The organism is Pseudonocardia sp. DSM 110487, from assembly GCF_019468565.1.
Taxonomy (GTDB): Bacteria; Actinomycetota; Actinomycetes; order Mycobacteriales; family Pseudonocardiaceae; genus Pseudonocardia.
The window spans coordinates 8,373,046-8,394,387 of the sequence record NZ_CP080521.1 but is presented as its reverse complement, the minus strand read 5'-3'; the positions used below and the strand labels follow the sequence as shown (position 1 = coordinate 8,394,387).

The 21,342-nt window shown below is 71.6% G+C and carries 21 protein-coding genes; 8 read left to right on the top strand and 13 right to left on the bottom strand.

From position 1 onward, the window contains the following. Nucleotides 1–23: 23 nt before the first annotated feature. The 6 genes from fdhF to K1T35_RS39335 all read right to left on the bottom strand — a co-directional run bounded on the left by fdhF (nucleotide 24) and on the right by K1T35_RS39335 (nucleotide 7,728). On the bottom strand, nucleotides 24–2,933 hold the full coding sequence (fdhF, locus tag K1T35_RS39360) for a formate dehydrogenase subunit alpha (protein ID WP_220256773.1): 2,910 nt from the start codon (nucleotides 2,931–2,933) through the stop codon (nucleotides 24–26). A 68-nt stretch (nucleotides 2,934–3,001) separates the two neighbouring features. After that, nucleotides 3,002–4,591: a DUF4153 domain-containing protein gene (locus K1T35_RS39355; RefSeq protein ID WP_220256772.1), complete on the bottom strand. Its 1,590-nt coding sequence runs from the start codon at nucleotides 4,589–4,591 to the stop codon at nucleotides 3,002–3,004. Continuing rightward, nucleotides 4,588–5,631 carry an ATP-binding protein gene (locus tag K1T35_RS39350; RefSeq protein WP_220256771.1) on the bottom strand — a complete coding sequence of 348 codons (1,044 nt, stop codon included), beginning with the start codon at nucleotides 5,629–5,631 and terminating at the stop codon, nucleotides 4,588–4,590. Before K1T35_RS39350 ends, K1T35_RS39355 begins: the two co-directional genes overlap by 4 nt. Beyond that, nucleotides 5,628–6,314: a response regulator transcription factor gene (locus tag K1T35_RS39345; RefSeq protein ID WP_220256770.1), complete on the bottom strand. Its 687-nt coding sequence runs from the start codon at nucleotides 6,312–6,314 to the stop codon at nucleotides 5,628–5,630. Before K1T35_RS39345 ends, K1T35_RS39350 begins: the two co-directional genes overlap by 4 nt. Nucleotides 6,315–6,767: 453 nt before the next feature. Further along, nucleotides 6,768–6,941 carry a hypothetical protein gene (locus K1T35_RS39340; RefSeq protein WP_220256769.1) on the bottom strand — a complete coding sequence of 58 codons (174 nt, stop codon included), beginning with the start codon at nucleotides 6,939–6,941 and terminating at the stop codon, nucleotides 6,768–6,770. A 19-nt stretch (nucleotides 6,942–6,960) separates the two neighbouring features. Next, a complete protein-coding gene (locus tag K1T35_RS39335; RefSeq protein WP_220256768.1) occupies nucleotides 6,961–7,728 on the bottom strand; it encodes a GAF domain-containing protein in 768 nt (255 codons plus the stop codon). Nucleotides 7,729–8,054: 326 nt separating this feature from the next. Here K1T35_RS39335 and K1T35_RS39330 point away from each other — a divergent pair, with 326 nt between their 5' ends. Beyond that, on the top strand, nucleotides 8,055–8,369 hold the full coding sequence (locus tag K1T35_RS39330) for a DUF485 domain-containing protein (protein ID WP_220256767.1): 315 nt from the start codon (nucleotides 8,055–8,057) through the stop codon (nucleotides 8,367–8,369). Continuing rightward, a complete protein-coding gene (locus K1T35_RS39325) occupies nucleotides 8,369–10,060 on the top strand; it encodes a cation acetate symporter (protein ID WP_220256766.1) in 1,692 nt (563 codons plus the stop codon). The genes K1T35_RS39330 and K1T35_RS39325 overlap by 1 nt, the downstream gene beginning before the upstream one ends. Before the next feature lie 56 nt (nucleotides 10,061–10,116). Here the strand turns inward: K1T35_RS39325 and hppD are convergent, their stop codons facing one another. Further along, nucleotides 10,117–11,322, bottom strand: coding sequence for a 4-hydroxyphenylpyruvate dioxygenase (gene hppD / locus K1T35_RS39320; protein ID WP_220256765.1), 1,206 nt, complete (start codon nucleotides 11,320–11,322; stop codon nucleotides 10,117–10,119). A gap of 109 nt (nucleotides 11,323–11,431) precedes the next feature. On the opposite strand from hppD, the gene K1T35_RS39315 reads away from it, so the two are divergent. Continuing rightward, the gene (locus K1T35_RS39315; protein WP_220256764.1) at nucleotides 11,432–11,944 is read left to right on the top strand and encodes an Lrp/AsnC family transcriptional regulator; all 513 of its coding nucleotides are present in this window, start codon (nucleotides 11,432–11,434) and stop codon (nucleotides 11,942–11,944) included. Here the strand turns inward: K1T35_RS39315 and K1T35_RS39310 are convergent. Further along, the gene (locus K1T35_RS39310) at nucleotides 11,913–12,179 is read right to left on the bottom strand and encodes a DUF1876 domain-containing protein (protein WP_220256763.1); all 267 of its coding nucleotides are present in this window, start codon (nucleotides 12,177–12,179) and stop codon (nucleotides 11,913–11,915) included. The two genes, K1T35_RS39315 and K1T35_RS39310, sit on opposite strands and share 32 nt — an antisense overlap. Nucleotides 12,180–12,222: 43 nt before the next feature. Continuing rightward, the gene (locus tag K1T35_RS39305) at nucleotides 12,223–13,182 is read right to left on the bottom strand and encodes a zinc-binding dehydrogenase (protein ID WP_220256762.1); all 960 of its coding nucleotides are present in this window, start codon (nucleotides 13,180–13,182) and stop codon (nucleotides 12,223–12,225) included. 54 nt (nucleotides 13,183–13,236) lie between these two features. On the opposite strand from K1T35_RS39305, the gene K1T35_RS39300 reads away from it, so the two are divergent. After that, entirely contained in the window at nucleotides 13,237–13,608 is a 372-nt protein-coding gene (locus tag K1T35_RS39300; protein WP_220256761.1) for a MerR family transcriptional regulator, read from the top strand. Here the strand turns inward: K1T35_RS39300 and K1T35_RS39295 are convergent. Both K1T35_RS39295 and K1T35_RS39290 read right to left on the bottom strand, forming a co-directional pair. Continuing rightward, on the bottom strand, nucleotides 13,586–14,353 hold the full coding sequence (locus K1T35_RS39295) for a PIG-L deacetylase family protein (protein ID WP_220256760.1): 768 nt from the start codon (nucleotides 14,351–14,353) through the stop codon (nucleotides 13,586–13,588). The two genes, K1T35_RS39300 and K1T35_RS39295, sit on opposite strands and share 23 nt — an antisense overlap. Nucleotides 14,354–14,427: 74 nt before the next feature. Beyond that, the gene (locus tag K1T35_RS39290) at nucleotides 14,428–15,579 is read right to left on the bottom strand and encodes an ROK family transcriptional regulator (protein WP_220256759.1); all 1,152 of its coding nucleotides are present in this window, start codon (nucleotides 15,577–15,579) and stop codon (nucleotides 14,428–14,430) included. A gap of 58 nt (nucleotides 15,580–15,637) precedes the next feature. Between K1T35_RS39290 and K1T35_RS39285 the strand changes: the two genes are divergently transcribed. From K1T35_RS39285 to K1T35_RS39275, 4 genes are read left to right on the top strand one after another with little or no spacing between them, the layout of a single operon-like run. Further along, nucleotides 15,638–16,261: an HAD-IA family hydrolase gene (locus K1T35_RS39285; RefSeq protein ID WP_255621218.1), complete on the top strand. Its 624-nt coding sequence runs from the start codon at nucleotides 15,638–15,640 to the stop codon at nucleotides 16,259–16,261. Then, nucleotides 16,258–16,395: a hypothetical protein gene (locus tag K1T35_RS39280; protein ID WP_220256757.1), complete on the top strand. Its 138-nt coding sequence runs from the start codon at nucleotides 16,258–16,260 to the stop codon at nucleotides 16,393–16,395. The genes K1T35_RS39285 and K1T35_RS39280 overlap by 4 nt, the downstream gene beginning before the upstream one ends. Beyond that, nucleotides 16,392–17,531, top strand: a complete 1,140-nt coding sequence (locus tag K1T35_RS49475; protein ID WP_255621217.1) for an MFS transporter — start codon at nucleotides 16,392–16,394, stop codon at nucleotides 17,529–17,531. The genes K1T35_RS39280 and K1T35_RS49475 overlap by 4 nt, the downstream gene beginning before the upstream one ends. Continuing rightward, nucleotides 17,522–18,643, top strand: coding sequence for an epoxide hydrolase family protein (locus K1T35_RS39275; protein ID WP_255621216.1), 1,122 nt, complete (start codon nucleotides 17,522–17,524; stop codon nucleotides 18,641–18,643). Before K1T35_RS49475 ends, K1T35_RS39275 begins: the two co-directional genes overlap by 10 nt. Nucleotides 18,644–18,685: 42 nt before the next feature. On the opposite strand, the gene K1T35_RS39270 is transcribed toward K1T35_RS39275, so the two are convergent. Next, complete coding sequence (locus tag K1T35_RS39270; protein ID WP_220256755.1) at nucleotides 18,686–20,404, bottom strand: hypothetical protein; 1,719 nt, start codon at nucleotides 20,402–20,404, stop codon at nucleotides 18,686–18,688. 116 nt (nucleotides 20,405–20,520) lie between these two features. Continuing rightward, nucleotides 20,521–21,339: a class I SAM-dependent methyltransferase gene (locus K1T35_RS39265; RefSeq protein WP_220256754.1), complete on the bottom strand. Its 819-nt coding sequence runs from the start codon at nucleotides 21,337–21,339 to the stop codon at nucleotides 20,521–20,523. Between the last annotated feature and the right edge of the window lie 3 nt (nucleotides 21,340–21,342).

The window sequence follows — 21,342 nt, the reverse complement described above, 5'->3', positions numbered from 1 at the left end:
GGATGTTGAGCTCGCAAGCTCGCTCAAAGTGCCTCGACCTGAACCGCGCAGAACTTGAACTCCGGGATCTTGCCGTACGGGTCGATCTCGTCGATCGTCAGCAGGTTGGCCGCCGCCTCCCGGAAGTGGAACGGGATGAAGACGTTGCCCAGCTGCTCGCGGTGGCTCACCCGCACCAGCAGCTCGATCGTGCCGCGGCGCGAGCGCACCCGCGCCAGCTCCCCGTGGACCAGCCCGCGGTCGGCGGCGTCCTTGGGGTGCATGTAGACCTCGGCGACGGGCGAGATCGCGTCGAGCGCGAACGAGCGCCGCGTCATCGAGCCGGTGTGCCAGTGCTCGAGCAGTCGCCCGGTGTTGAGCACCATCGGGTAGTCGGCGTCGGGCAGCTCCTTGGCCGGCAGCCACTCGGCGGGCACGAGGTGGGCGAGCCCGTCGTCGGTGTTGAAGCTCTCGTCGAACATGACGATCGTGCCGTCGGTGTGCTCCGGATCGGCGTTCGGGTAGAGCTTGCCGGAGGAGCCCAGGTTGTCCCAGCGCAGGTTCGCGTAGGACGGCATGAGCTCGACCATCTCGTCGAACACCTCGCTCGGGCTCTGGTAGTTCCAGTCGAGCCCGACCCGCCGCGCGATGTCCTGCACGATCGCCCAGTCGGCGCGGGCCTGGCCGGGCGCGTCGAGGACCTTGCGCCCGAGCTGCACGCGCCGGTCGGTGTTGGTGTAGGTGCCGTCCTTCTCCAGGTAGGAGGTGGCGGGCAGGATCACGTCGGCGAACTCGGCGGTCTCGGTGAGGAAGATGTCCTGCACCACGAGGAAGTCGAGCGCGGTGAGCGCCTTGCGCACCTTGTTGATGTTCGGGTCGGACAGGAACGGGTTCTCGCCCAGCATGTACATGCCGCGCACGCCGCCCGGCTCCAGCGCCGACTTGACGATCTCGGTGACGGTCAGCCCGCGGTTCGGGTCGAGCCGCGTGCCCCATGCCTCCTCGAACCGCAGGCGGGTGGCCTCGCGGTCGACGCCCTGGTAGTCGGGGTAGAACATCGGGATCAGCCCCGCGTCGGACGCGCCCTGCACGTTGTTCTGCCCGCGCAGCGGGTGCAGGCCGGTGCCGGGACGCCCGACATTGCCGGTGATCGAGCACAGCGCGATCAGGCAGCGCGCGTTGTCGGTGCCGGTGGTGTGCTGGGAGATCCCCATCCCCCAGTAGACGACGCCTGCGCGTGCCTCGCCCCACAGCCGCGCGACCTCGCGGATCATGTCGGCGTCGACCCCGGTGATCTGCGCGGCTCGCTCGGGCGGGTACTCCGCCACCGTCCGGGCGAGCTCGTCGTAGTTCGACGTCCGGTTCGCGATGAAGTCCCGGTCGATGTTCCCGTTGCGGATCACCTCGTGCATCAACGCGTTGTAGAACGCGACGTCGGTGCCGGGCTTGAGCTGTACGAACACGTCGGCGTGCTCGGCCACGGTGGACGCGCGCGGGTCGACATAGATGATCTTCGTGCCGCGCCTGCGGGCCTGCTTGAAGAACGACGAGGCCACCGGGTGGTTGGCCGTCGGGTTCGAACCGGTGATGATCACGACGTCGGCGTTCACGACGTCGCCGTAGGTGGTGGAGACCGCGCCGGAGCCGACCCCCTCGAACAGCGCCGCCACGCTGGAGGCGTGGCACAGCCGCGTGCAGTGGTCGACGTTGTTGGTGCCGAAGCCGGTGCGGATGAGCTTCTGGAAGAGGTAGGCCTCCTCGTTGGAGCACTTCGCCGACCCGAACCCGGCGATCGCGCCCGGCCCGCTCTCGGCGTGGATCTCCTTCAGGCGCCGGGCGACGAGGTCGAGCGCCTCATCCCAGGTGGCCTCCCGGAAGTGCGGCAGCACCTCGTCGTAGTCGACGAGCCCGCCGGGCTTGCGGCCCCGGTCCTTGCCCGGCCGGGTGTCCCGGCCGCCACCGCTGCGATTGCCGCCCGCCCCCGCGCGGCCCCTGTCGTTGTCGCCGTTGCGGTCACCGCGCACGTCCGCCGACAGCGGGCCCTTCGGGTACGAGGAGTCGACGCGGATCAGCGGCACCGTGAGGCGCTGAGGAGATGCGGCGTAGTCCCAGCCGTAGCGGCCCTTCACGCACAGCCTGCTCTGCGAACCCGGCTGGTCGCGGCCCTCGGCGAACACGATCGCGCCGCGCTCGCGGTCGACGTTGTAGGTGAGCGCGCACCCGACCCCGCAGTACGGGCACACCGACTCGACCTGGTCCAGCTCCTCGCGGGGCCGGATCGGGATGCCGCCGATGGCCTTGTTCGTCAGCGCGCCGGTCGGGCAGGCCTGCACGCACTCGCCGCACGTGACGCACGAGCTCTTGCCCATGGGGTCGTTCAGGTCGAACGCGATCCGCGTGGCATAGCCCTTGCCGGAGCGGCCGATCACGTCGTTGCCCTGCACGTCGTCGCACGCCCGCACACAGCGGTCGCACAGGATGCAGGCGTCGTGGTCGACCGCGATCACCGGGTTGGACAGGTCCGTGCCCCGCCCCGAGCCGCGCGGCAGGGTGTCCTGCCCGACGCCGTAGCCGTCGGCGAGATCGAAGAGGAGGTTGTCGCGCGTGGTCGTGTGCTTGCGGTCCTCCTCGGGCGCGGGCTGGTCCGACATCAGCATCTCGGTCAGCACCGCGCGCGAGCGCTCGACCTCGTCGGTGGCGGTCTGCACCTGCATCCCGTCCTCGCACGGCCGCACGCACGCCGCGGCGAAGGCGCGGCCTCCCGTGTCGACGACGCACATCCGGCACACCCCGACCGGGTCGTACCGCTCGTTGTGGCACAGCACGGGGATGTCCACCCCGACCTGCTTGGCCGCGTCGTAGATCGTTGTGCCATCGGCGACCGTGACTTCCCGGCCGTCGATCGAGACGGTGACGGTGCGGACCGCGGTGGCCGGTTCCTGGACGGCGGTCATCTAGCTCCCCATTCAGCAGCGAACGCGGTAAAAAACGAGCCTAGTTGACGACGCGCCGATGCGGAGCCTCAGCAGCGCATCTCGGCGAGCACTTCACGTGCGGCGGTGCGGGACGCGTTCCACCCCGTCCAGCTCTCCTCGGGCACGTCCATCGCGGTGGCGATGCGGGGGAACACCTCGCAGCGCTGCTCCTCGGGGAGACGGGCGAGGGCCGGCACGGCGTCGGCCGAGAGCGTGCCCAGGTACCAGGTGTCGAGCTGGCCGGTCGTCGCGAACCGGTCGACGTTGCTCGTGGCCACGAACCCGTCGGGGTTGAGTGCTGCGAGCGCGAGCAGGGCGGCCACTCCCGCCGCCGCCATCTCGCGCACGACGGGGCGCGCCCGCAGGCGCAGCACCGCCACCAGCACGAGCAGGAAGCAGACGCCGAGCCACAGCTCGCACGTCAGCACCACGAGACGCAGCGTCGTGAAGCCGTAGGCCTCTTGGTAGAGCCACATGCGGCGCAGCGCCGACGCGACGATCACCAGCGTGAGCCCGGCGAGCGCGGCGAGGAGGCTGCGCTTCCAGATGCGATCGGCGCCGGTGGGAGTGGGTGCGTACCGGGAGGCGAGCAGCACGACGCCCAGCGCCAGCACGGTGACGGCGAGCAACTGCCAGAACCCGCCGCGGGCGTACTCGGCGTAGGTGACGCCGGTGGTGCGCCGCACGTAGTCGTCGGAGCCGAAGAGCGTGGCGAACTGCACGCCGACGAACATCCCGAACAGCCCCACCAGCAGCCCGATCGGCAGGGCCCACTCGACGCGGCGCAGCCGGGCGGGCCCGCTCGCGCGCGGCCCGGGTGGCGGGGGCGGCGCCAGCAGCAGGAACCCGCAGCCGAGCACGGCGCCCGCCGCGAACGTGAACAGCACGGCCCGCGCGACGCCCGAGTCGTCGACGGTGGGCATCACGTCGTCCAGCAGGCGGGCGAACGCCGGGTCGGCAGATGCGAGCAGCGGCGCGAACACGGCCACCAGGCACAGCCCGACCACGGCCGCCATGACCGTGCGGGCAGCACTCCCGCCTGCGCCCTGCCGCGCGGCCCACAGCGCCCTCCCGGCCCACGGCAGCGCGCGCATCGCGGCCAGCGGAACGGCGAGCGCGCTGAAGACGAGGCTGCGGAAGTGCCGGCCCGCCACCGCGATCGAGGCCGCGCACGGCGCCGCGAGCAGGCAGAGCGCGATCAGCCACTCCGCGTCGCGGACGGCGGTGACCCCGACCAGCCCGACGGCGGCGAGCCCCCACGCCGCGTCGACGGCGTACGCGCGCCGCGCGTGCGGGGCGGGGTCGAGTCGGCGAGCCTGTCGCGCCACGGCGGCCACCACGACCGCGGCCACCACCGCGGCGACGAACCAGCCGATCCCCGGTCGGTCCAGCGGAATCACGACCGCCGTCGTCAGCCCGGCCGCGGCGGCGGCCCCCAGCAGCAGCCGCGTGGGCGGGGCGGAGGGCCCTCGCCAGTTCGCGAAGAAGAGGGGCTCGGCCACGAACGGTGGCGCGCCCGCCGCGACCGGCGGCATCGGGGCGACCGCGACCGCAACCGGCGCCTCAACCGCTTCCGTGGACGGGCCCGGCGTGTCCGGTTCGGGCGGCATCTCCTTGCCGTCCGCCGCCCCGTTCACGACCGCCCCGGCAGGGTCACGCGGATGCGGCAGCCCGGGTGCCCGTTCGACCCGGGCGCGGGGACGACGGCGATGCGCCCGCCGTGCAGGTCCACCGCCCACCGCGCGATCGCGAGGCCGAGCCCGGTGCCCCCACCCACCGCCCGCTCCCCGCGCGTGAAGCGGTGGAACACCCGGTCCCGCTCCTCCGGGGCGATCCCAGGCCCCTCGTCCCTTACCTCGAGCACGAGATCCCCTCCCTCTCGGCGTCCGACGACGTGGACGTCCGTTCCCGGCGGCGCGTGCCGCGCCGCGTTGTCGAGCAGGTTGATCACCACTTGGTGCAGCCGGTTGGGATCGGCGCGCACCGAGAGCTCAGGCGGCGCGACGTCGAGCCGGAAGCCGACGTCGCGCCCGGCCACCTCGGCCGTCACCCGCGCCTCGGCCACCGCCTTGTCCAGCATCGGCGCTAGCTGCACGAGCTCCGGCTGCAGCGTGAGCGCGCCCGCGTCGATGCGGGACAGGTCCAGCAGCTCGCCGACGAGCGTGCCGAGCCGCTCGGTCTGGGCGAGCGCGGTGCGCAGGGTGGCCGGGTCGGGCTCGGCCACGCCGTCGGCGACGTTCTCCAGCACGGCCTGCAGCGCGGCGATCGGCGTGCGCAGCTCGTGCGACACGTTGGCGATGAGCTCGCGGCGCTGCTGGTCTTCGGCGGCGAGGTCGGCGGCCATCCGGTTGAAGGCGGTGGCGAGCTGGCCGACCTCGTCCTTGGAGGTGGCACGGACCTGGCGCGTGTAGTCGCCCTGCGCCATCGCGATCGCCGCCGCCGTCATCTCGCGCAGCGGCCGGGTCATGCCGTGCGCGAGCACCTGCGCGGTGAGCAGCACGATCGCGATCGCGACGAGCATCGTCGCGAGCGGCGGTAGCCAGCGGTAGTTCAGCCACAGGTACACCGCGCCGGCAGCGCCCGACCCCAGGAGCAAGATGCTGATCTTCAGCTTGATCGAGCGAACCGGGTCGAGCGGGCGGGGCAGCAGATCGACGAGCGCCGAGAGCCGGTTCACCTGGGCACCTCGAGCGCGTAGCCCACTCCGTGCACGGTGCGGATCAGGTCGGCGCCCAGCTTGCGCCGCAGCGCCTTGACGTGGCTGTCGACGGCGCGGGTGCCGGTGGCGTCGGCCCAGCCCCACACGTTCGCGAGCAGCACGTCCCGCGGGTGGACGGCGCGCGGTTGCCGCGCGAGGTGCACGAGCAGGTCGAACTCCGTCGGCGTGAGGTGGGCGGGCTCGCCGCCGCGCAGCACCCGCCGCTCGGCGGGGTCGATCTCCAGGTCGCCGAGCACGATCCGGGCGGTCGCCGCGTGCTGCTCCGCGGCGCGGTCGATCCTGCGGAACAGCACGCCGACGCGGGCGGCCAGCTCGCGGATCGAGAACGGCTTGGTGAGGTAGTCGTCCGCGCCAACGGCCAGGCCCACCAGCAGGTCGGTCTCGGTGTCGCGGGCGGTCAGCATGAGCACGGGGATCGGGCGGCGGGCCTGCATGCGGCGGCACACCTCGAGCCCGTCGAAGCCGGGCAGCATCACGTCCAGCACGACCAGGTCGGGCTCGTCGGCCTCGAAACGCGCCATCGCGGACGGGCCGTCGTGCGCCACGTCGACCACGTACCCCTCGGCCCGCAGGCGCGCCGCGATCGAGCCGGCGATCGTCGGCTCGTCGTCCACCACCAGCACCCGCCGGCCCCCGCTCATGGCGCCGAATCTAGGCCCCGGCTGTGGAGGCGAGAGGTCGGTGATGTGGAGAAAGTGTGGAGGTCTCCGCACCCCGCGTCCGACATGATCATCGACTGGGCGCATTGACGGCCGGATGTGGCCGCTCACGCGCCGGTCTGGTGATCACTGCTGGGGATTGGTGACCCTGGAATTGTGATCATCGGCTGGGTGCATCCGCGGCCGGATGTGGCCGCTCGCGCACCAGCCTGGTGATCATGGTTGAGGGGGCGTGGCTCGGGGCGTGATCGTCGGCTGGGTGCATTCGCGGCCGCATGTGGCCGCCTGTGCACCAGCTTGGTGATCATGGGTGGCGCTGTGCCCATGATCGCCGGTTGGGTGCATCGGCGGCCGGATGTGGCCGTTCACGCACCAGGCTGGTGATCATCCTTGGGGACGGCCCTCCGGGGCTGCGGCAGAGGGCCGGGCGCGTCCTTACGGGCGGCCGGGGGAGGGTTCGCCGTGTTCGTCGAGGCGGGAGGCGAGCAGGCGCCTCGCCTGCTCGTGGGCCTGGCGGCGCGCGTCGGCGAAGTAGGTGGCGGGGTCGCTCAGGAGACGTGCCAGCCGAGCGCGCTGCACGTCGTCACCGTTCTTCCTGGATTTCGCCACGACACGAGGATAGCTTCGTTCAGGCGCCGAGGGCGACCGCCAACAGGCGGGCGAGCACCCGTACGGCGGCGACGTCGGCCTCGGTGAGGTCGCCGACCTCGAGCCCGTCGACGGTGAGGATCCCGAACTCACGCTCCTCGGTGGCCACCGGCACCGCGATGAAGGTGCGGTAGGTGTGCCCGCCCGGCGTCCAGCCGGGCAGCGGGGTGGCGTGCGTGTCGGCGCAGAACAGGTCCTCGCGGCGGGCGAGCATGCCCAGCGCGAAGTCGCCGAGCTCCGTGCCCTCCGCGAACGTGGTGCGCGGCTGTTCGGCGCGCCCCTGGAACCCGGACGGCACGAGCCGCACCGGCTTCTCCTCGACGCGGACGAAGAAGCAGGAGCGGAGGCGGTCGGCGCCGAGCACCTCGGCCGCGGCCGACAGCACGACCGCCTTGGCCTGGCCCTGCAGCTCCACCGCCTCGCGCCCGAACGACCAGCGCGGACGGTCGGTGATACGGCCGATGAGGTAGGTGAGCGGCTCGAGCGTGTCGTTCAGAACGAGTTGCATCCGCGCGGATGCGTCCTCGGCGATCTGCTCGGCGGTGTCGGCGCGCACGCGTGCGTTGTGCTCGGCGCGCAGCGGGATGCCGACCGCGAGCGCCGTGAGCACGGCCCCGGCCACCGCCGTGAGCGTGAACGACCATCCGGAGAGGTCGTTGACGACCGCGCCGAGCACCCACGCGACGGTGGCCGCGGTGACCGCGACCGGACGCGCCGCCGCCCGGACGACCTCTCTCGTTCCCCCCATCGCGGGGGAGCGTAGCCGCGGGGTCCGACACACCGGGTACCGACGTGTCGCTCGGGAGTGCGGCAGAAAGTAGGCCCGAAAGGGGGAAGATCGCGAGCATCGGACGTATTCCGATTACTCCCGGTGGTGGTTTTTCGGTTGCTGCCTGCTGACACCCGGTGCGGGGACACGTACCTTCACCCGGTCGGACCGGCCCTGATCGATACGGCGCTCCCCATCGTGCCCGAAATTCGATCTTGCAGGTCAGTGGCCGCGGAACCGGTTCGGGACGCGGTCGTTGCATGCGGCTGGAGGCACACCTTGAAAACTGATACGGACGGTGCCGGGTGAGAGACGACCAAACGCTCCATGAGCTGGTCCAGGCCAGCCCTGAGTTCGGCGAGCTGAAATCACGACTGCGGCGGTTCGTGTTCCCGATGAGCGCGGTGTTCATGCTCTGGTACCTCGGCTACGTGCTGATGGCCTCCTACGCGCCGCAGATCATGGCGATCCCGGTGCTGGGCTACATCAACCTGGGGATCGTCCTCGGCCTGCTGCAGTTCGTCTCGACGTTCGTGATCACCGGGCTCTACGTGCGCTACGCCGACCGGCACCTCGACCCCGTCGCGGAGTCCATCCGCACCCGCATGGAGGGTTACTGATGTCCGTGCTGGCCCAGGCAGCCACCGAACGGCTCGGCAGTCCGCTCCTCAACATCTCGGTGTTCGCGGCCTTCGTGCTGGTCACGCTCGTCGTGGTGTTCCACGTGAGCCGGAGCAACAAGACGGCGTCCGACTACTACGCGGCAGGGCGGTCGTTCACCGGGCCGCAGAACGGTGTCGCGATCGCGGGTGACTACCTGTCCGCGGCGTCGTTCCTCGGGATCGCGGGCGCGATCGCGGTGAACGGCTACGACGGGTTCCTGTACTCGATCGGGTTCCTGGTCGCGTGGCTGGTGGCGCTGCTGCTGGTCGCCGAGCTGCTGCGCAACACCGGCAAGTTCACGATGGGCGACGTGCTGAGCTTCCGGATGCGGCAGCGTCCGGTGCGGGCGGCGGCGGCCACGTCCACGCTCGTGGTGTCGCTGTTCTACCTGCTTGCGCAGATGGCGGGTGCAGGGGCGTTGATCGCGCTGCTGCTGCAGATCCCGAACAGCAACACACTCGGACAGGGCATCGTCATCGCGATCGTCGGCCTGCTGATGATCGTCTACGTGCTGGTCGGCGGCATGAAGGGCACCACGTGGGTGCAGATCATCAAGGCCGGGCTGTTGCTCGTGGGCGCGGCGACCCTGGTGACGTGGGTGCTCGGCCGGCACGCGTTCGACTTCTCGGCGGTGCTCGGCGAGGCGGTGGAGAAGAACCCGTCGATGCAGACGCCCACCGGCGCGGTGAAGGAGCTGGGTGAGCGGCTGCTCATCCCGGGCCTGCAGTACGGCGCGTCCGATCTCGCCAAGATCGACTTCCTGTCGCTCGGCCTCGCCCTCGTGCTCGGCACGGCAGGCCTGCCGCACATCCTGATGCGCTTCTACACCGTGCCCAACGCCAAGGAGGCGCGGCGCTCGGTGGTGTGGGCGATCTGGCTGATCGGCATCTTCTACCTGTTCTCCCTGGTACTGGGTTACGGCGCGGCCTCGCTCGTGCCCGGCGGGGCGGAGCGGATCGCGAATGCTCCCGGCGGCTCCAACTCCGCGGCGCCGCTGCTGGCCTACCAGCTCGGCGGCGAGTTCATGCTCGGGATCATCTCGGCGATCGCGTTCGCCACGATCCTCGCGGTCGTGGCCGGCCTGACGATCACGGCGTCGGCGTCGTTCGCGCACGACGTGTACGCCAACGTCATCAAGCGCGGCACGGCGTCGCCGGACGCCGAGGTCCGGGTCGCCCGCCGCACCGCCGTGCTCGTCGGCGTGGTCGCGGTGGTCGCGGGGATCTTCGCCCGCAACCAGAACGTGGCGTTCCTCGTGGCCCTTGCCTTCGCGGTGGCGGCGTCGGCAAACCTGCCGACGCTGCTCTACTCGCTGTTCTGGAAGCGGTTCAACACCCTGGGCGCGCTGTTCAGCATCTACGGCGGGTTGGGTATCAGCGTGGTGCTGATCCTGCTCTCGCCCGCGATCTCCGGCCGCCCGACGTCGATGGTGCCGAGCGTCGACTTCGCCGTCTTCCCGCTGGCCAACCCGGGGTTGGTGTCGATCCCGGCGTCGTTCCTGCTCGGGGCGATCGGCACGTTCCTCGGCCGCAGGGACGATGGCGCGGCCGCCCGGCAGGCGGAGATGGAGGTCCGTGCCCTGACCGGTGCGGGCTCGGAGAAGGCGACGGCGCCCAAGACGACCCCGCTGCCCAAGATCATGGCCTGAAGGCCGGTGGTCGAGTAGCGGCGCAGGCCCTACTCGACCACCGGACACGGGCGGGGCTAGAAGTTGCCCCGCTTCGCCTGCTCCCGCTCGATCGCCTCGAAGAGGGCCTGGAAGTTGCCCTTGCCGAAGCCGAGGGAACCGTGGCGCTCGATGAGCTCGAAGAACACCGTCGGGCGGTCGCCGATCGGCTTGGTGAAGATCTGCAGCAGGTAGCCGTCCTCGTCCCGGTCGACGAGGATGCCGCGCTTCCGCAGCTCCTCGATCGGCACCCTGACCTCCCCGATCCGGGCTCGCAGGCCCGGGTCGGTGTAGTAGGAGTCGGGCGTCTCCAGGAACTCGACACCCGCGCCGCGCAGCGCGTCGACGGTACGGATGATGTCGTTCGTGGCGAGCGCGAGGTGCTGGGCGCCGGGGCCGCCGTAGAACTCCAGGTACTCGTCGATCTGCGAGCGCTTCTTGCCCATCGCGGGCTCGTTCAGCGGGAACTTGACGCGGTGGTTGCCGCTGGCCACCACCTTGCTCATCAGCGCCGAGTACTCGGTGGCGATGTCGTCGCCGATGAACTCCGCCATGTTCGTGAAGCCCATGACCCGGCGGTAGAAGCCCACCCACTCGTCCATCCGGCCCAGCTCGACGTTCCCGACGACGTGGTCGAGCGCCTGGAACAGCCGCTTCGGCGCGCTGTCCGGCTTGCGGTACGTCGATGTGCGGGCGACGTAGCCGGGCAGGTACGGGCCGGTGTAGCGGGAACGGTCGACGAGCGTGTGCCGGGTCTCGCCGTAGGTGGCGATCGCGGCGAGCCGGACGGTGCCGTGCTCGTCGGTGACGTCGTGCGGCTCCTCCAGCACAGTGGCGCCATGGGAGAGGGCGTGCCGGATGCAGCGGTCGACGTCGGGCACCTCGAGGGCGATGTCGACGATCCCGTCGCCGTGGCGGCGGTGGTGGTCGAGCACTGGGCTGGCCGGGTCCACCCCGCCCTTCAGCACGAACCGGACCGCGCCCGAGCGCAGGACGTACGCGTGGTGGTCGCGGTTGCCGGTCTCAGGGCCGGAGTAGGCCACCAGCTCCATTCCGAAGGCGAGCTGGTAGAACGCGGCGGCCTGGGTGGCGTTGCCGACGGCCCATACGACTGCGTCCCAGCCGGTGACCGGGAACGGGTCGGCTTCCGCGTCGTACTCGACGAGCCCGACGAGCTGGCGCAGCTGGTCGAGGTCGAGCTCGGCCAGGCGTTCCTGATTGGTGAGGGTCTGCTCGATGGCCATGCCCAAGGACAGCTCACACTCGATGTGCTGCGCAACTGCCGGGTACACAGCTGGTCGTGCTGAACGGATTGTGCCTTGATCGGGCCGGTCAGCTGTACAGTTTGCCCACATGGATCTGGACGCGCTCGACGTCGACCTGATCAGCGCGTTGCGCGCGAGCCCGCGCGCCGGGGTGCTGGAGCTCTCGCGCACGCTCGGCGTCGCGCGCGGCACCGTGCAGGCGCGGCTGGACCGGCTGGAGCGCGAGCGCGTGATCACCGGTTACGGACCCGACGTCGACCTGGCCGCTGCCGGCTACCCGGTGCAGGCCTTCGCCACCCTCGAGATCGCGCAGGGTCAGCTGGCGGACGTCGCCGCGGAGCTCGCGGGCCTGCCCGCGGTGCTGGAGGCCTACGCCACCACCGGCTCGTCCGACGTGCTCTGCCGCCTCGGCGCGTCGTCGCACCAGGACCTGCAGGACACCCTGCTCGCGCTCGGCCGCAGCCCCACCATCGCCCGGTCCACGAGCGTGGTGGTGCTGTCGGTCGTGGTGAAGCCCCGGGTCCTGCCGCTGCTGGAGGCGCGACCGCGTTCAGGCCCCAGCCGTGCGCCTAGATACGGACGTGCGCCGGCTGGTGGGTGATCCGCTCGATGTCGGCCGCGGTGGCGTCGAGCAGTTGGTGGGAGAGCTCCGACAGCGCCCTCGCCACGGCGAGCTCGTCGCCGATCCGCGGCACGTCCGGGTCCTCGGGACTGCGCCGGGCCATGCCGACGCCCGTGAGCTCCGCTGCCCCCGCATCCAGCCGGGCCACCGCCCGTGTCCTGCCGTCCTGTTCGTCGATCTCGATCGCGACGTTCCAGCGCTTCATCGCCTGCATGCCGCTCACCTCGGCTCGCTCGGTGCGAGACAGTGTCCGCCCCTCAGGGGCGCAGCGCCAGCTTGCCGACGGTGGCCCTTGCCTCGAGCTCGGCGAGGACCTTCGGCCCGTCCGCCATGTCGTGGACGGCGGGGCGGCCCGGTGGGTAGACGCCCGCGGCGACGAGCGCGGCCAGCTCGGCCATGAGCTCGGCGAACAGGTCCGGCGCCGCCTGCATGAGGGTGCCGATGTGCAGGCCGATCACGTGGATCGGGTGGGTGAAGTTCAGCTCCCGGTTGCTGATCGTGGCCTCGCCGCCTGCCATCCCGTACACGACCAGCCGCCCGGTGACGCGCCTCGTCGCGGCCAGCCCTGCCCGGAACGCGTCCCCGCCGGCGGACTCCAGCACGAGGTCGGCCCCGCGGCCCCCGGTGAGGCGCAGAACATCGGCGTTCCGATAGTCGAGGATGTGGTCGGCGCCCAGCGCTCGCACCACGTCGTGCTTGTCGGGTGATGCGGTGCCGATCACGGCTGCGCCGTAGTGCGTCGCCATGCGCACCGCCGCCTGCCCGACTCCGCCGGCCGCCGCCCGGACCAGCACGGTCTCGCCGGCCGCGACCCGGCCGAGCCGCAGCGCCGCGAGTGCCGTCGCCCAGTTCAGGACGAGCCCGAGCGACTCCTCGTCGCTCCAGCCCGCGGGAACGGGGGCCGCCCCGGCGGCCGGCAGCACCATGTACTCGGCGAAGGCGCCGGGCCCGATGCCGATCACGTGGGCGCCCGGTTCGAGGCCGGTCACCCCGGGCCCGATGGCGACGACCTCACCGGCCGCCTCGAACCCGGCGATGTAAGGCGCCCGCGGACCGCCGTCGTAGGTACCCCGGGTCTGCATGACGTCGGCGAAGTTGACACCCGCCGCGCCGACCCGGATCAGGACCTCGCCGCGGCCCGGGGCCGGGACGGGGGCGTAGGTGATCAGCCGCATGGCGCTCGGACCGGTCAGTGCCGTCTGCTGGAGAGCTCGCATGACCCTAGACTCGAACCATCACATCGGTGTGAAGGTCGATATGAGGTGGGGCACATGCGCATCGGGCAGCTGGCGGAACGTACCGGCACGTCCCGCAGGCTGCTGCGCTACTACGAGGAGCAGGAGCTGATCACCGCGGGCCGCGGCGTGAACGGGTACCGCGACTACGACGAGGCCTGCGTGGACCGGGTCCGGCAGATCAGGGGCCTGCTCGACGCGGGGCTGCCCACCCGCGTGATCAAGCAGATCCTCCCGTGCCTCACCACGGGGGCGATCCACGTCTCCGACGCGACGCCGGAGACGATCGCGATCCTGGAACGCGAGCACGCCCGCATGTCCGCGCGCATCGAGTGCCTCGTCCGCAACCGGGACGCGATCTCCGGCTACCTCGCCGCCGCACGCGTCAGTCGGCGAGGGACTCGGTGAGGGGGTCCGGCGGCGCTTGCAGGTCGTGGGCGCGGAACAGCACGGCGTGCTCGACCCCCATCGCCTTCCCGTTCAGCGCGAGGAACGTCGGGATGAAGTCCGCGGGCGCCGGGTGGTCGGGGAGCGCCGCCAGATATGCGGCGTGCGCCTCCAGCGAGGCGATCCCGCGCTGCAGCGGTTCGCCGGTGACGTCCACACCGTGCGTCACCTCGAGACCGCCGACGAGCCCCGGGATGAGAATCCAGCGGGCGCTCCACGGCTCGAGGCCTTCGTCGTCGATCTGCTCGGCGAAGACCCACCGGTTGCCGGCATCGCGCACCGCGTCGATCGTGGCCAGTCCGGCGGCCCGGTGGTCGGCCTGGTCGAAGCCCATCGGCGACTCGATCTCGTACCCGCCGCTGATCACGGCGTCCGGCTTGAACCGGCGGATGGCCCAGCAGATGTCGCGGCGCAGGTCGAGGCTGTAGACGAGCATGCCGTCGGGGTGCTCGAGCACGGTCAGCTCCGTGACGCCGACGGCCGCGCAGGCGGCGCGCTGCTCGGCGAGGCGCAGGCGCGCGGTCTCCTCGGGCGGGTTCGGCATTCCGGCTTCCCCGCGGGTGAGTAGCAGGTAGGCGACGTCGATCCCGCGCGCGGTCCAGCGCGCGACAGCGGCGGAGGTGCCGTACTCCATGTCGTCCGGGTGCGCGACGACGCAGAGCACCCTCTGGAAGGAGTCCTCGGGCAGGGCGGGCAGCTCTGTCATGGGGCGAGCGTCCTCTCGTGCGGCGTGGTGGGGACGAACACCATGTCGGTCACGCTCGTCGTGTCGTAACGGCCTCAGGCGCCGCGCAGCCGCGCCCACGTCGAGAGGGACTCCTCGGTCAGCACCGCGTCCAGTGCCGTCGCGGCCGCCCCGTGCAGCGCGGCGTCGTCGCCGAGGGCGGCGGCCCGGAGCGGGGGAGGAGCCCCCCGGCGGAACGTCATCAACCCGTCGGCGAACGCGTCGGCGAACGCTCCCGGTGCGGCCGCGCGCAGCGGCGCCGCGAGCCCGCCGAGCGTCACGACTTCCGGGTCGAGGGCGTTGACGAGTCCGGCGATGCCCCGGCCGAGGCTCTCCGCCGCCCGATCCACGGCGGCCCGGGCGGTTTGGTCGGTGCGGGCGAGCACGGCGAGGGCGTACGTGCGCGGGTCGCGCGGCGGAGGGTCGCCGATGTGGCGGGCGAGCGCGCGGCCGTCGACGGTCATGTCCCAGCAGCCGAGCGCGCCGCACGGGCAGCGCAGCCTCCGGTCGCCGAGGGGCAGGTGGCCGAACTCGCCGCCCGCCCCGGTGGCCCCCCGCACCGGCTGCCCGTCGACCACGAGCGTGCCGCCCACCCCGACCTCCACCGTGACGTGCAGCGCGGTGGAGGCGCCCGCACCCGCGCCGCCGCGCGCCTCGGCGACGCCGGCAAGGGTGGCGTCGTTGTCGATGCGCAGCGGGATGCCGGGCAGCCCGAGCGGGGTGAGGTCGACGGGGCCCCAGCCCAGCGTGGACGCCTGCACGATGCGCCCGTCCCGCACAGTGGCCGCCGCCGCGACGCCGACCGCGCGAACCTGATCCCCGAGGCGGGCGTGCACCCGCCGGATCGCCTGCCCGATAGCAGCCACGGCCCGCTCGGGCTCGCGGCTGGCATGCGGGGCGGCGTCCAGCGGGGCGGGGCGGCCGTCGAGGCCCGCGACCGCGCAGCGCCAGTCCTCGTGGCGCAGGTCGACGGCGATGACGACCGGTCCGTCCGGGTGCGGGGTGAGCACGGTGGTGGGCCTGCCGCGACCGGCGGCGGCGGCCGGGGTCTCGGTCAGCAGCGCGAGCTCGCGCAGCCGGGCGGTGATGTCGGTGGCTGAGCCGCTGGAGAGCCCGAGCCGCTGTGCCACAGCGGCTCGCGTCGCGCCGGGGCTGCGGCGCATCTCGGCGAGCACGGCGAGCGCCCCGTGCCAGCGCGGGCTTGCCATCGCCCCTCCCTCCAGGATTATGCTCGAACTCCGAGTTTAATCGGAGGATCCCATGGACATGACGTCGGTACGAGCGGTCCTGCTCGACATGGACGGCACGATCGTCGACTCCGACGCATCCGTCGAGCGGGCGTGGACCACCTGGTCGGTCGAGCACGGCCTCGATCCGGTGGACGTGCTCCCGACCGTCCACGGCAGCCCGCCAGAACCCACCGTGCGCCGGCTGCTCCCCGCGCTGGACGACCGAGCCGTCGCGGTCTCCGCGCAGCGCCAGATGGACCTCCAGTACGACGACCTCGCGGACGTCGTCGCGGCCCCCGGTGCGTCCGAGCTGCTCGCCGCGCTTGACCGGCTGGGCCTGCCATGGGCGGTCGTGACCAGCGCGGACGTGCGGCTGGCCAAGGCGCGCCTCGGCGCGGCGGGGATCGACCCGCCGCTGCTGGTGACGGTCGAGGAGGTGCGGCGGGGCAAGCCCGACCCGGAGGGGTTCCTGATCGCGGCGGGACGGCTCGGCGTCGAGCCGGGGGCGTGCCTGGTGGTGGAGGACAGCGAGCCCGGCCTCGCCTCCGGCCGGGCGGCAGGCATGCGCACGGCCGCGCTCCGCGGCCTCGACGGCGACCTGAAGATCGCCGACCTCGCGCAGCTCGCGCACCTGCTGGAGCGGGCCCGCGTGCGGCCGTGACGTGCACGCGATCCAGCGGCACGCCCGCTCCCGCCTTGTTCGACACGGACGACCCGGCCGTCACCCCCGACCGCCCGCCGACGGGCGTCGTGCGCCTCGCCCCGCAGCAGGCACTCCTGCTGGCCCATCCATGAGCGAATCATCGGTACGGCGCGACAACGTCGTCCTGCGGGTCGCGTCGGGGCCGGCCGCCGTCGGCTTCACGATCAACAGCCTCGGCGCGTGCCTCGTGCTGCTCGCCCGCGACCTGGACCGCCCGCCCGAGGAACTCGTCTGGCTCTCGTCGTCGTTCGGCGTCGGGCTGCTGCTCATGGGCGCCGCGGGGCAGGTGCTGCTGCGGCGCGGGCCGAGACCGGTGCTGCGTGGCTCCGCGCTCGTCGCCGCGGCGGGGGCGGCGTTGCTCGCCACCGGGCCGACGGCCCTCCTCGCGGCTGCCGGCGCGCTGCTGCTCGGGACCGGGGCCGCCGGGCTGGTCATGGTCACGCCCGCCCTGCTGCGCGGTCCGGCCGTCGGGTCCCGGATGTCGCAGGTCAACGCCGTCTCCAGCGTGTGCGGCATCCTCGGGCCGCTCTCCGTCGGGATGCTGGACGTGCAGTTGGGCAATGGCCGGCTCGCGCTGCTGATCGCCGTGCCGCCGCTCGTGGCCCTCGCGGCATTCGCGGGATGGGCCGCGGGGCCCGCGCCGGCTGCGCCCGTGCCGACCGGGCCCGCCCCGCCGGCGTCCCGGCCGGTCTCCCGCCGCGTCGCGGTCGCGTGGGCCGCGGTGGTGCTCGGGGTGTCGATCGAGTTCTGCTTCACGATCTGGGCCGCCGCCCGGCTGCAGGACGCCGGGCTGGCGGCGGGCCCTGCTGGGGTCGCGGCCGTCGCGTTCCTGCTCGGGATGGCCGCGGGCCGGTACGGGGCCCCGTGGCTGATCGGCCGCGGGTTCCCGGTCGTGCCCGTGGGGTGCGCCGTGGTCGTCGCAGGCACGTTCGCCGTCGCCGTGCCGGACGCGCCCGTGCCGGTCATCGCGGGCCTGGTCGTCGCCGGGCTGGGCACGGCCGCGTTCTACCCCGTCACGCTCGCCCGGCTCGTCCAGGTGCCGGGCATGTCGGCGGTTCGCGGTCCGGCCTTCGGGGCGCTCGCGTCCGGCACCGCCATCCTCGTCGCGCCGGTGGTCCTCGCCGCCCTCGGCGCGGCGCTCGACCTGCGCGCGGCGTACCTGCTCGCCGTACTGCCACTCGCCGTCGCGCTCGCGACGGCCGCACGGAGGGAGCCCTCGTGTCCGTGACCCCGTTCCACATCGCGGTGCCCGACGCCGAGCTCGCCGACCTGCGCGACCGGCTGCGGCGCACCCGTTGGCCCGAACCAGAGACCGTCGACGGCTGGGCGCAGGGCGTGCCCCTCGAGTACCTGCGGGAGCTGTGCGCCTACTGGGCCGACGGCTACGACTGGCGAGCCACCGAGGCGCGCCTGAACGCGATGCCGCAGTTCCGCACCGAGATCGACGGGCTCGGCATCCACTTCCTGCACGTCCGCTCGCCGCATCCGGACGCGATCCCGCTGGTGCTGACGCACGGCTGGCCCGGCTCCGTCGTCGAGTTCCTCGACGTGATTGCGCTGCTCACCGAGGGGCCGACCCGCTTCCACGTCGTGTGCCCGTCGTTGCCCGGGTACGGGTTCAGCGACAAGCCCGCGAGACGCGGCTGGACCGTGCAGCGCATCGCCGCGGCGTGGGCGCAGCTCATGGCCCGGCTCGGCTACGACCGGTACGGCGCGGCCGGGAGCGACTGGGGCACGTCCGTCAGCACCTGGATCGGCAAGCTCGACGCGGCGCACGTCGCGGGCATCCACCTCGTCCCGCCGCTGGCCGCGCCCGACCCGGCCACCTTCGACGACCTCACCGCGGGCGAGCAGGCCGCCCTCGACGACCTCGCCCGCGGCCAGGGGGACGGCGACGGCTACTCGATGCAGCAGACCACCCGCCCGCAGACGATCGGCTACGGACTCGTCGACTCGCCCGCCCTGCTGGCCGCGTGGATCGTCGAGAAGTTCCACGCGTGGGCCGACCCGGCGAGCACGCTCACGCGCGACAAACTGCTGGACAACCTGATGCTCTACTGGCTGCCCGGCACCGGCGCCTCGGCGGCTCGGCTGTACTGGGAGAGCTTCCGCGAGGTGCAGCGCACGTTCGCCGGCGAGACCACCGACGAGGTGCGCGTGCCGGCCGGCTGCTCGGTGTTCGCCCACGAGAACCCACGTCCGTCCCGGCGGTGGGCGGCCCGGAGGTTCACCGACATCCGCTACTGGAACGAGCCCGACCGCGGCGGCCACTTCGCGGCGATGGAGCAGCCGGAACTGTTCGCGGGCGAACTGCGGGCGTTCTTCCGGCTGGTGCGCTGACGGCTTCCACGCGGGCGGGCACGATCCTGGTGCTGGCACACCCTACGGGGTCTTCTGAGAGTCTCCTCCCGGCTCTCCTGCGCTCACCTTTCCTCCACCGAACTCCCGGATTGACGTGGCGATTCCCCGTGCCACATCGACCTTGTCTCGTACCGCTGGGTCTATCGCCCAGATGAGCGTGAGAACTGCCCAGCCGAGGGCCGCGATACGGGCCCAATTCCCGATATCGGTACCGAAGTCCGTCCACGGGCTCATTGCCAGGAGCGCGATACCGGGCAGCGCGGCGACGGCGATGACTCGAAGGGATGAGGTCAACTTGTCCTGCCATCTTCGTACCGTCTTCGGTGGCGGCGGTCGATAGGCGGCATTCATCCAATTATCGGTGGCAACGGCCAGCAGTTGCTGTCGGAGAAGGCGACTCATTCTCGCATAGCTCATGCCGTCTGGGGACAGGGCAAGTCGCTTTGTGTGCCGCAACGCCTCGGCTGCGCCGCGGAGTCGATCGCCTAGCCATTCATCCGTCCGATGGTCATACGTTCTCAGTTCCTGGACCATGCCGTGTTCCAGGAGTATTGCGATCTCTTCGAGTCGCAGGGCGCAGTAGGAACCTGATATGCCGCTACCGGACACCCTTGCTTCGTCTGTGTCTGACAGGAGGTCGGCAAGACGCTGGATGATCGCGCCTCTGGCATTGCGCTCCGCTGCCTTCTGTCTGGCCTGAGCGGCGCCGATGCTGAAAACAAAAGTGACAAGGCCTGCGGTGGTCGTGATCACGGAGCCGGCGATCAAAGCGAATCCTGTAATGGACAGGATTGGCACGGGTGCAAGCCCGAGAATCAGCGCCCCCAATCCGCCGACCACAAGACTGAGTAAGATGACGTACGCCAAGCCGGTCAGCGCGGACTGCGACTTTCCCCAGGCCCATCCCCCGAGACCGAAGCACGAAGCAGCTAGGACGGGGCCGATGATGAGTTCCGGCGTCACCTCGCCTCCACCTACCGAGAACACGAAGTACGCGATCACGCCGATGAATGCGAGTAGCCAGAGTGCCCGCAGGCCGAACTTCCCCACCAGGTGGATCCGAGCGCTGGTGCGGGACGAGCTCAAGATCGCTGCTTCGACATCCATAAAGGCGCGGTACCGTCGACCTGGGTCGCGAATGCCCAGCGCCTGCAAGGATGACAACCTGTCGATCTCGTACTCGAAGTCGGCGATCAGTCGACGCTCGATGCGGAGCAGTAGTGGCCTCGCTGGAAGTCGGGCCAAGTCACGAATGCGTCGTTGAAACCCGGGAACTACGACCGAGTGTTCCGACTGCAGCTTGCTCGCGTGTGCATTCCAAGAATTGAAACGATAAATCCAGTAGAGGTTGCGTAAAGCCTTCTGGCTGTCTTTGGAGGTTTCCGGTAGGGCGCGGAACACGGAGTAGGCGATCGCAGTGGTTCCGACGTCCGTCAAGCGGTCGATGTAGTCGAGCGCGACGTCGATCGTCTGTGGAGACAATGCGTGCGCCTTGCCGTAGATATCTGCGGCTTCCGCGTGCTTGCTCTCGGCGGACGCAACGTCCGCAAGCGCGCGGAGGCGGGCGATCTCGACTGTCGTGCTACTGGCTGTGAAGCCGAGGGCTGCGCGTGCCCTTCCGAAGTTTCCCTGCTTCAGGAGTCGGCGAGCTTGCTTGATCGCAACGGCGGGACTCGACGGACCCGAGCGCTTGTTCAACGTGGTGTCCGGACCTTCGTTCGTATCCGTCGACGCGCTCATCTCGATTGGCTCCATCGTCGGCGTAGCATTTTCCTACCCGTCTTCGCTGCCGTCGGTCACGATCCCGCGATCGTAACTCGGGTGCGTGAGCGCAGATATCGGTGTGCGGGCAGCTGTCAGAACTGGTAGCGCAAGATCCGCCCGACGTCCCGGAGTTTCGGCAGCAGCGCGAGCACCCGCATCTGGATTCGGCCCGCCGTGGGGAGCAGGTCCAGGCCCGGCATGTCGACACTGCGCAGCGAATCGAGCAGCACCAGCCGCTCGTGCCACGCCTCGAGCTCGCGGGGGTCGTCGATGCCCCAGTGCAGGGTGGCGCCCGCGTTGCGCACGGCGGGCACGAGCTTCTGCAGCCGGATGCCGATGGTGCCGTAGCAGTCGAAGAGCAGCTGCCCGCTGGGAAACCGCCCGGTGATCCGCTCGATCAGCCGCCGGCCGTCCTCCTCGCGGAGGTACATCGTGAGGCCCTCGAGCACCGCCACGGTCGGGCGGTCGGCCGGCACCGAGTCCAGCCAGCCCTCGTCCGTGACCGAGCCGCGAACGAGGTGGTAGTCGCCCGGCGGGGGCGGCAGCAACCGCTCGCGCAGCGCGATGACATCGGGGTGGTCGAGGTCGATCCACCGGACGCCGGGTGGGACACCCAGGCGCTGGGCGCGGGTGTCGAGCCCGCACGCGAGGTGCAGCACGGTGGCCTCCGGGTGCGCGGCCATGAACTCGCGGGTCCACGTGTCGAGCTGCCGGCCGCGCAGCGCGACGCCCGCCGCGGTCGTGGCCGTGATCCCCGTGCGGCGGAAGTCGTACTCGATCCGCTCGACGGCACGCGCGGCCGCCTCGTCGTGCAGGATCGAGCGCGGGGCGTGGCTGTCGAGCGCGCGGGCGTAGAGGGTTGCGAGCATCGTCTCCGGGGCGCCGGTCAGCGCGACCTTCTCCCGATCCATGGG